Origin of the sequence: Leptolyngbya cf. ectocarpi LEGE 11479, from assembly GCF_015207065.1 — a bacterium.
Classification (GTDB): Bacteria; Cyanobacteriota; Cyanobacteriia; order Phormidesmidales; family Phormidesmidaceae; genus Leptothoe; species Leptothoe ectocarpi.
This window is the reverse complement of record NZ_JADEXP010000252.1, coordinates 1-9,578: the sequence shown is the minus strand read 5'-3', so window position 1 is coordinate 9,578 and position 9,578 is coordinate 1. Positions and strand designations below refer to the sequence as shown.

The window sequence follows — 9,578 nt, the reverse complement described above, 5'->3', positions numbered from 1 at the left end:
GGAGTAAGTGGATCGTTTCTGGACTCAATCCCTGGATAAAGCGCTGTTTCATTGAGCGATAGACTATCTATTACTAACGGGTTTTACATCATCATGAATGATGTAAAGGTTTTTGGCGATCTACTTAACAGCGTCCCTTGCAGATATGTTGTATCTATTGAGAAGTACACCTTGCATTTCATCACAATCGCGATTAGGGTCAATACGAGTGAAACCTTCAGGAAAGCGTACTTTACAAATATAAGGGCTTGTTCGCTGGGTTGTTTCGAATTCCGGATCCTGGCATTTCTCTGACTCTGAATCCTCGAACAATCTATAGACAGTGCCTGGATGGTCCAGATTTTGGTTACGTAAATCAACTTCTAAGAGTACTGCACCGCAAAGAATAGCACTAGTGTCACTTTCAGCATCTCTGTCGCTCGCTACAGAAAAGGAAACCTTGCTCAAATCGGTACCCCAAAGGTTAGCGTTACTAAGGTCAGCTTCTAGTAATTCAGCCGCACCAAACTTAGCACCCCTAAGATCGGCACCACTTAGATCAGCATTTCGCAGGACTGACTCAGAAAGATCAACTTCGGATAGTTCAGCAAATCTCAAATTTGCTGATGTCAGATTTGCTTTGTGTAAGGTTGCAAGACTGGGGCTAGTAGATTCATCATCTATATCTCTATCGCAAACCTTTGTGTCACTATAGCTAAACTTAGCATTGCTAAGATTCGCCGAGCTAAGATTGGCTCCAGTCAAATCAGCTCCACTCAGATCAGCACCGCTGAAGTTAGCTCTATATAAAGAAGCCTCTGACATGTCAATACATACCAAAATAGCGTTAGGGACTTGAATCCCATCTAAAGATTGAGGTTCCCATCTCCACCAGAAAAAGGGAAGGCGGCGAGGGCTAGAGGTCAAAAAACTAATAGCATCGCGTCGGCCTGCATCTCCTGATTGACCAGTACTGGCAAGAATTGTTTTCCAAGCTTCATTTATCTGAGATTGATGGCGATCATCAGCTTCGAAAAAATAGGTGGCTAAACTTACGAAAATAGTCAGGCCAGTAAGGTATGTACCTATTTTAAGGACAGCTTTCAACGACTTACTGATAAAGTTTTTTTCAGGTTTTTGTGGTGGTTTAATATTCTCAATTGCCTTCTTAATATCGTGAAGGGCTGCAGCTATGTCTTCTGTAGAGTTTTTTCCCATCACAGGCATTCCATAATGTTTCATTTATTTGTAATCAGAAGATTGAAGCAAACTCACTCAAATCTGCTTAATTCATTCTCATCTAATCTTATGACGGATGCATTTGTCTTGATCAGTTACTAAAGCTGTCTAACTATGCGTTATCCAGACTTTGTCTGGATAAATACCTTCCAGTCGGAGTTATCCAGAAAATTTCTGGATAAACACCCTATAAGCGTATCGCCCAGAAACTTTCTGGATAATACCCTCAGAGTCGGAGTTATCCAGAAAGCTTTAAGGTATCTTTGCCGGTTCAAATGAACTATTAGGTGATAATTGCTACATAGGAGTTTCATGATTTTTATGTAGTCGTTCGTATGCCACCTAAGCCGAGGACCTTGCTGGAAGATGTCCGTGATGCTATTCGTATAAAATATTACTCGTAATCAACTGCAACATTTTTGGCTTGACGTGAGAAATGGGTTAGCGGTACCTTAGTTCTCACGCCCTTGCGGGCATGACCACAAAGCTCAATATTTAGCACTGGCGGTAGGTGCTACGAACACCAAACCGCCAGCTAACCCTAGACTGGTCGAAGCAGTCCGAGGCTTGGGATACTTTATCTCATTGCTGCCCCGGTTTGCATCACATAACTGGGGCAGCTGAATCTTGAGCTTTGGTTTCTTACCGAGCTGCCAGACTGTGGCCTTTTTGGCTGCAGCTTTCAAATGCAGCAACGGTTTAACCACGTTTGGAGACCAAAGCTTATGTTTCTCGATATCACTCAGGGCGCAGTTGCGTCCACGCTGCCGCTTGGCACCGAGCCACTCCCCGACCACCAATACGAAACCGTCCGACACCTGGTATTTGGCAGCCTCACCGGGGTGCGACTCACCATCCAAGATCTGCACAGCAAACACTACGCCCAGACCAACGACTGGAGCAAACCCATCTCTACCGGACGAGCCAATGAGGTCATGGTTATTTTGACCCGCCGCGTTCGAGTTGGCTAATACTAAAGCCCTATAAAAACAGCGGGCAGTGACATCGCTGCCCTGCTTTCTTGCAAGATGGCACCTAAAGCCAGCTCATAATTAACTGCTAAGTAGATGGCTGAAAGTAAACGTCTCTAACGCCGCTGGTTTCGACTCCGCTCAACCAGCTAATCTTGAGAATACGAGGGCTGAGCGGAGTCGAAGCCCGGATTGATGGATAGTTTTGTCCAATCACTTAAAACTGATATCCCATCGCAACCCAGTAAAGCCAATCTTCCACAGCTTGAACGGTGTCATCATCGTCTAGCTCCCCCGGATCAAGCTGCGATAGCGGAACTGCCAACGTATCATCACGCCAGCGAATAACTACGAACATTTCTCGCTCACATTCATCTGCATCAGCTATGTCAATGACTTCTACCGTTTCATCTACTTTAAGCGGAGAGATTTGCCGTCGTGATTTGCACGTTGCTAAGAATGGAAACTGCAGTGTTTCAGCAATGTAGTAGTACCAACCCATTGCCCGCTCTTCGGGATCATAGGCATCAACAACAACATCCATACTAATCCGATTTTCACGGGCACTGTCTTTTTTGGGTCTTGGCATCACAAACCTCTGTTATGAGTTAAGGTTTCTAGCAGCTGTATCCTGCATGCTGCCAATCCTACACTCAAAAACCCAGCTGATAGCTCCTAAAAACTTTTGCCCAGACTATTCCTGAACCACTATTTTGGTCTGTGGCGATGCTTGGGTCTGTGACGGTTCCAATCTTCCCTGGACAATGTCTTGGTTAAGCTTTATCTCTGACTTGATCTGAGGGGGTGACGTTGTCCCTGGTAAAAATCGTCCTTCTGTTTGACTGATCATGTCTTTGACCAAGCGCTCGCTAAAGCCAGCGACAAAGGCGATAGCGATAAAGCCGTACCATTTCTTGAGCGTGTCATCGCTATCGTCACCCACTTGCAAGGGCAATAGCTTAGAGCTAAGTAACACAAATAATAAAATACCAAAAGCTCCGCCGACAAAGGGTCGAATCAGACCAATACAAACGGGCAGTACCGTATCGGTATAGTCATCATTTCGATATTCTCGGATCCGAGACAGCGTGCTAGTAATGCCGCCTAATGCGCCTGCAAGCGCTACACTGGCCAATATGGCAAGATTTTCGTTAGCCCGTGCTGTTGCCAATGCCTCACAATTTGGAACGGGTGGTCCGATGACAGTACATTCTTGACTGACTAAGGGTTGGACAATATAGTCCCTGGTCATATCTTGGTAAGGAATTATCTGAGAAGATAGTCCGATTGTTAATGCAATCGGTAAACTCATTGCTAATCCAGCAAATATCTTGACGGGTGTGCTGGATTCATACAAAACGTACTTAAAGGCATTGATTATGCGACCCCCCAGCGGGTTTTCATATTCCCGTACAGCAAATTCAGCATCCCGTCGCAGTCTACGGGAAAAGTGCAGTTCGTAGGGTTTTTCGAGCAGGACTGCGATCGCAGATTCCAATCCAATAATAATCGACTCTAGCTGAGCCACATGGACCTGATGTTTCTTATACTGAGCCCGAATCAAACAGCGCTTGATTCGCTGCAAAAGCACAATCGACTTCGACAGCTCATGCTGCACCTTATCCTCAATCTCGCAGGTATTGGGCGCACCAATCTTCTCGTAGACTTTCTGGAGCAACGTGTCAATTTTGTCTATCGACGGAGGTAGAGTGTTTTGGTTAGACATAAACCCCTATGACACCAGGTCACTCGTAGGCGAGATATCACCATTTTATAAACTCATCTCATCATCGACAGGCCCCACGGGGGTACCTTTACCCAGCTACGCCCCCGGACATTTTGATATAGCCAGGCAGCGTCTCAAAGTCTTTGAACCATCGCTGAATATTGCCATAGTCCGATAGGTCAAAACCACCTTCATCGGCTACATGGGTATAGGCATACAGGCTAATATCAGCAATGGTGGCCTGGGTACCCAGAAAGAACTGATTTTGGGCGAGGTGTTTATCCATCACCGCCAGTGCTTTATGACCACCCGCTTGTTTACCGTGGTATTCCGCTTCTCGCTCTTTGGGCAACCCCAGGTACTTGTTAATGTATCGGGCGGTGGCAATGTAGGGCTCATGGCTATACTGTTCAAAAAACTGCCACTGTAGGACTTTTGCCCGTTCGTATTTGGCTGATGGCAAGAAGTGGGTCCCTTCGGCAAAGTAGTTGAGAATCGCATTGGATTCCCAAAGATAGCGCTCGTTGGATAATGCCACCACCGGAATTCTGGCATTGGGGTTCATCTTCTGAAAATTACCTGTGTGAGTTTCAGAGGCCAGGATATCCACATGCACCCATTCATGGGGGATGTTCAGAAACTCCATAAGCAGTTTGACCTTGTAGCAGTTACCTGACAGCATGTCGCCAAAAACTTTATGCATGTTCTCTCTATTTAAGTGAATAGTCGTCAAAATTTAGCTGTATTTAACGTTGCTGCTGATCTTCTCTTGAAGCATACTCTGATGATTACTGCGGTCCCGTCCAGTCAAATTCCATCTGTTTAGCGGTTTTTTGAGCCAATGCCTGACCGCCAAATTTGCTCACTAAATACAGACTCATATCAATGCCTGCAGAGATTCCACCAGATGTGACAACCTTGCCCGCATCAACCCAGCGGATATTTTCGCGCACATCTAGATTAGGGTACTGCTGACGGAGATCGGCGATGTCTTCCCAGTGGGTTGTTACCGATTCTGTTGTGATGACCTGAGCCGCTGCCAGTAAAAAAGCTCCGGTACAGACAGAGGCCATCAGTGGAGCTGTTTTGGCTTGCTCTGCGATCCAGCTTATAACCGGAGGCTTGAGCATTTCTTCGGTGTGGACGCCGCCAACGATGATGGGGATATCGATGGCAGGATGATTGTGAAACCCATAGTCTGGAACTACTTTATAGCCACCCCGCGCGGTGACGATATCCCCAGTTTGGCTGACTAAAAATGTTGTGAAGGGGGTGCCGTCAGTACAAATTCTAGAGGCGGTGCAGAAGACTTCATACGGTCCTGAAAAGTCAAGGACTTCTGCCTGGTCGTAGATGTAAATGCCAATATTCATCGCGACATCCTAGAATTTGCTGCTTGTCCGCCCACCAAAGGCATTGTTACTTTAGTGGGCTACCGTGCCAAAACATAGCATGCATCGTTCTTATGCATGCTATCGATACCTCGACATCAGAAAGATAGGATAAAGTTAAGAGCAGCCGACGATCTAGCCAGCGAGGTCTAGGGTATGAACCTCTCCAAACTTAAGCTTTCTCAGCTACGGGCTTTGGTAGCCGTTGCAGACTGTGGCAATTTTAGTGAGGCGGCCTTAAAGCTTGGGGTGAATCAGTCTACGGTGAGTCATGCGATCGCAACCCTAGAAAACCAGCTGGGGGTCATTTTACTGAACCGAGGACGCTATGGGGCCAAACTCACCCCGGTCGGCCAGCAGATTACGGATAAGGCCATTCAGGTACTAAAGCTGCTGGAGGGCATGGCCCAGGATGCCCAGCAAACCAAAGGTCTGCAGGGGGGAACCGTCCGGATTGGAGCCTTTAGAAGTGTTGCCACCCATCTGCTGCCAAGTGCGATCGCACGTCTGCACAGTCGCTATCCCCATATCCAGGTCACCATTACCGAAGACACCGATATTGAGGATCTAAAACAGCGGTTGACCCAGGGGGAAGTCGATATTTGTGTCGCTGAGCTGCTAGAGGGTGATGAGTTTGAGCCGTTTTTGATCTTCGAAGATGAATATGTGGCCCTGTTACCGTCTCAGCTGGGGCCTCGAGATGCCCAGTTGAGCTATGAGGAGCTGATGGCCCATCCCCTGATTAGCCCCAGCCAGGGCTCTTGCTTCTCTCGTTTAGACAGCTATTTGAAACGCAACCACATAGACCTGGAAATTGCCTATTACATCCGTCATGATTCATCCATGGTGAGTATGGTCAGTCAGGGATTAGGCATTGCTCTGATGCCGGAGCTAGCGGCAGCCCCGGTTCCCCATGATGTGCAGATCTGTCGCCTGCCGTTTTCTATCACGCGTCCGATTGGGGCTTCTTTGCTAAAAGAGGGTCTCCATACCCCAGCGGTTTATGCGTTTTTAGATGTGTTACGAGAAACAGAAGATTTTTCAGTACCGCAGGCAGTTTAGTAGCAAAAATTAAACAAATTCCAGTTGAGCCGGACTTCGACTTCGCTCAGTCCTCTACTAATAATGGTAGAACAAAAACTTCAATCTGTTTATCGCGGCCTCTGATGGGCATGGCCCCCAAAAACTTGAGGGATACGCTGTGCAGCCGCTGTTGGGTGGCTTTGCTAATCAGCAGAGAATAATCGACTTCCTTGGTCAGAGACTCTAGCCGAGAGGCCACATTGACCGTGTCGCCGATGACGGAGAACTCCAGATGACCATCGGTGCCTAAACAGCCAGCAACAATTGACCCAGAATGTAGCCCAATGCCAATGGGTAGCGGACTGATTTTTGTGATCTCAGCTAAAATTGCCTGGGCCGCCTGTACCGCTTTGTCAGCATGGTTGTCTAACACCTTAGGGGCACCAAATACAGCCAGCATACCATCTCCCATAAAGGTGGTTACCCAACCCCCATGGCGTTTGACAATGGTAGACAACAGACCTTGGAACTGGTTTAAAAACTCAAAGACGGCAGCAGGCTCAAGCTTTTCGGCATAGCGGGTAAAGCCTCGCAGATCGGTGACCATGACGGTAACATCAAATGTCATGGGTGCTTCTATCAGCTCTGCAGGGGTTTCAAACGCCGCTTCAACCACGTTGGCTGGCAAAAACTGTTGCATCAGTAGACGACCAGCTTCATTTTTACCCTGGCGGCGGACGATACCCGAGGTCAGCATGCCCATCAGTCCTGTGCCCAAGATGGTGAATAGGGCAAAAACGGCAACCGCAGGATTTAACCCAAAGAGATAGGCCCCATAGGCAAAGTTAGCGAGGGCGAGGACGGTGGTAATTGCCGATGCCTGACGTCGAATGCGAATCCCCCCTGAGACGGCCAGGAGACAACAAAAGGCGGCGACGTTGGTAATAATTTGCGGCTGAGAGTCTCCTAGAACGTTTGAAATATTAGTGATAAAGAGTGCGATTAACAGACTGTCGAATAGGGGAATCGCGATCTGTAACTTTGGCAGCCAGCGCCAGGCAGCTGGCTGCCGCAGGGCCAGGAGTAAACCGGTGTAGATGATGCAGGCGCTGACGGACAGTAGGGCAACGGTCGGTGGAACAGCGGTTTCGCCAATCAGGTGTGGAAAGCAAAAGACAATGACGTCCAGGATGCTAGAAATTAACACCACGACGACTTTAACGTAGGCAACCTTGAGTTCGTTGCTGAGGGATTCTTTGGCAATGACTTGCTGGACCGCAGTTTGAATAGATTGGGCTGCAGGAACCCTAGGGCGGTTACTTGGTTGATTCATTGCCCTTTATCTGTAGAGTTAGCTATCTATAGACTATTAAAAACCAGCAAAAGCTGCTACAAAACAGGCTCCGTTTACTAAGGCCGTCAGGGTTGACCCAATGATGACACCTTTCATCATGCCCAGTTGACGTCGGCGTCTAAATCGCCGAATCAGATGACGACCGCCAAAATTTCCACACCGGAGTCGGCATAACAAATGGGACAGGTCAGATTACAGCGATCCGTCAGCTCAATCAGGGTTAGACAGCTATGCTTGCTCATGGTCTGGACAGAGGCCACAGTCATAGGGGCAGCCATAACTAACTCTGATTCTGTCCGTTTATCGGTACTCTCGCTAAAGCCAGCCAAACAGCTAAAATGATTGACTAGCAAAGGGTATAGCCCCACAGCTAAAGCCTAAAATATAAAAGCCATAGCCCATGATGAATAGGGGACTGTTTTGGAGGTACAGTTAACACTAATATTGGGGATGTTCAAATACCAGGTATAAATGACCTGGATACACTACATCAACTCAGCCTAGTCACTGAGTGGAGGCGTGTTTCTATGATCGGACCAACAATACTAACAATATGGGTTCTTTCCATGTTCACACTCAGAGCATGGGAGGAATAGATGCAACAGCCCTCCATTTTGGTTATTGATGATAACCCCGAAAACTTCGAGGTGATTGAAATCCTCCTAAGCAACGCGACCGAAGACATTTCATCCAATAACAGCCCGTCTCTCGATACAGCAGCCAAAGACCAAAAACAACCAAACTATCGGCTACAGTATGCTGCCAATGGTCAAGAAGCGCTTAACTCACTGGATGTGTTTAAGCCTGATCTGATTCTACTCGATGTCATGATGCCTGGGATAGATGGCATTGAAGTTTGCCGTCAAATTAAGGCAATGCCCAAGTGGCAATCAGTACCTATTATTATGGTCACTGTTCTCACGGCCAAGTCAACCTTGGCAGAGTGTCTGAGGGCTGGAGCCGATGATTTTATTAGTAAACCTGTCAATGCGCTAGAGCTGCGCGCACGAGTAGGTTCAATGCTGCGCATCAAACGACAGCATGATCGGCTAAAGCAGTTGGCGCAACGTATTAAGAAACAACGTAACTATATTCGCTCTGTTTCCAAGCTACAGCATAGTTCGATCACATTATTGACCAATAGTCTGCAAACATTACGCCAAGGATTGGCAACAAATTTAACTCAAGAACTAAATTCTCCATTAAGAGGTTTACTGGCCATTCTAACAATGCTCCAGGTTCAGTTTAACGATATGAGTCCAAGCGAACTCAGACAGTCGATAAACCAGGCAAGCCAGTCAGCACACCAATTAGAAACACTCCTACAACAGATTTTATTCTATCTCTATTTAGAGTCTAAAGCAGCCCAAAAATCTAATGTCAGTTTACTATTAGAAACTTCAAAACAACAATACTCTACACAGCAGCTGATCTCACAAATCGCAAAAACACGGGCAGCACGCGCTCAACGCTCTGAAGATCTTATATTAGAACTCCAAGAAGCTCACCTGAGCATTACCAAACAATACCTTTCTCTAATTGTTGGTGCACTTATAGACAATGCCTTAAAGTTTTCTCCGTCTAGAACTCCTATTATGGTTCGAAGTAACGTTGAGGAGAACATGTTCTATCTATGGGTTAGGGATTGTGGGCGAGGGATGACCCAGCAACAAATAGCTAGTATTGGTGCCTTTACTCAATTTGAACGCCAAGTTTCTGGGAAGCAAGGATTAGGTCTGGGTCTTACTCTTAGCAAAAAGATTGTTTATCTCTACCATGGGCGATTAATTATTTCTAGTACTCCTGATAAAGGAACAACTGTACAGGTTATCTTACCGATCAACCATAAAGCTGTTGTAAAATAGCAGTCGTGGGAAAAGCCCCCAATTTTGGGG

The 9,578-nt window shown here is 46.8% G+C and carries 10 protein-coding genes; 3 read left to right on the top strand and 7 right to left on the bottom strand.

All coding sequences use genetic code 11. The annotated features are described in order from the left end of the window. Positions 1-120: 120 nt before the first annotated feature. Positions 121-1,221: a pentapeptide repeat-containing protein gene (locus IQ260_RS21635; protein ID WP_193995165.1), complete on the bottom strand. Its 1,101-nt coding sequence runs from the start codon at positions 1,219-1,221 to the stop codon at positions 121-123. A 722-nt stretch (positions 1,222-1,943) separates the two neighbouring features. On the opposite strand from IQ260_RS21635, the gene IQ260_RS21630 reads away from it, so the two are divergent. Next, positions 1,944-2,189: a hypothetical protein gene (locus tag IQ260_RS21630; protein WP_193995164.1), complete on the top strand. Its 246-nt coding sequence runs from the start codon at positions 1,944-1,946 to the stop codon at positions 2,187-2,189. A gap of 217 nt (positions 2,190-2,406) precedes the next feature. Here the strand turns inward: IQ260_RS21630 and IQ260_RS21625 are convergent, their stop codons facing one another. From IQ260_RS21625 to IQ260_RS21610, 4 genes are all read right to left on the bottom strand, one after another. After that, positions 2,407-2,778 (bottom strand): calcium-binding protein, encoded by a 372-nt coding sequence (locus IQ260_RS21625; protein ID WP_193995163.1) that lies wholly within the window; start codon positions 2,776-2,778, stop codon positions 2,407-2,409. A gap of 105 nt (positions 2,779-2,883) precedes the next feature. Beyond that, a complete protein-coding gene (locus IQ260_RS21620) occupies positions 2,884-3,915 on the bottom strand; it encodes a hypothetical protein (RefSeq protein ID WP_193995162.1) in 1,032 nt (343 codons plus the stop codon). Positions 3,916-4,003: 88 nt separating this feature from the next. After that, complete coding sequence (locus IQ260_RS21615; protein ID WP_193995161.1) at positions 4,004-4,618, bottom strand: glutathione S-transferase family protein; 615 nt, start codon at positions 4,616-4,618, stop codon at positions 4,004-4,006. 85 nt (positions 4,619-4,703) lie between these two features. Next, positions 4,704-5,288 (bottom strand): DJ-1/PfpI family protein, encoded by a 585-nt coding sequence (locus IQ260_RS21610; protein WP_193995160.1) that lies wholly within the window; start codon positions 5,286-5,288, stop codon positions 4,704-4,706. Positions 5,289-5,462: 174 nt separating this feature from the next. On the opposite strand from IQ260_RS21610, the gene IQ260_RS21605 reads away from it, so the two are divergent. Then, positions 5,463-6,368 (top strand): LysR family transcriptional regulator, encoded by a 906-nt coding sequence (locus tag IQ260_RS21605; RefSeq protein WP_193995159.1) that lies wholly within the window; start codon positions 5,463-5,465, stop codon positions 6,366-6,368. 46 nt (positions 6,369-6,414) lie between these two features. Here the strand turns inward: IQ260_RS21605 and IQ260_RS21600 are convergent, their stop codons facing one another. Then, complete coding sequence (locus IQ260_RS21600; RefSeq protein WP_193995158.1) at positions 6,415-7,662, bottom strand: adenylate/guanylate cyclase domain-containing protein; 1,248 nt, start codon at positions 7,660-7,662, stop codon at positions 6,415-6,417. Positions 7,663-7,814: 152 nt separating this feature from the next. After that, positions 7,815-8,051 (bottom strand): hypothetical protein, encoded by a 237-nt coding sequence (locus tag IQ260_RS21595; protein ID WP_193995166.1) that lies wholly within the window; start codon positions 8,049-8,051, stop codon positions 7,815-7,817. Positions 8,052-8,279: 228 nt separating this feature from the next. Between IQ260_RS21595 and IQ260_RS21590 the strand changes: the two genes are divergently transcribed. Further along, complete coding sequence (locus tag IQ260_RS21590; RefSeq protein ID WP_193995157.1) at positions 8,280-9,548, top strand: hybrid sensor histidine kinase/response regulator; 1,269 nt, start codon at positions 8,280-8,282, stop codon at positions 9,546-9,548. Positions 9,549-9,578 lie beyond the last annotated feature (30 nt).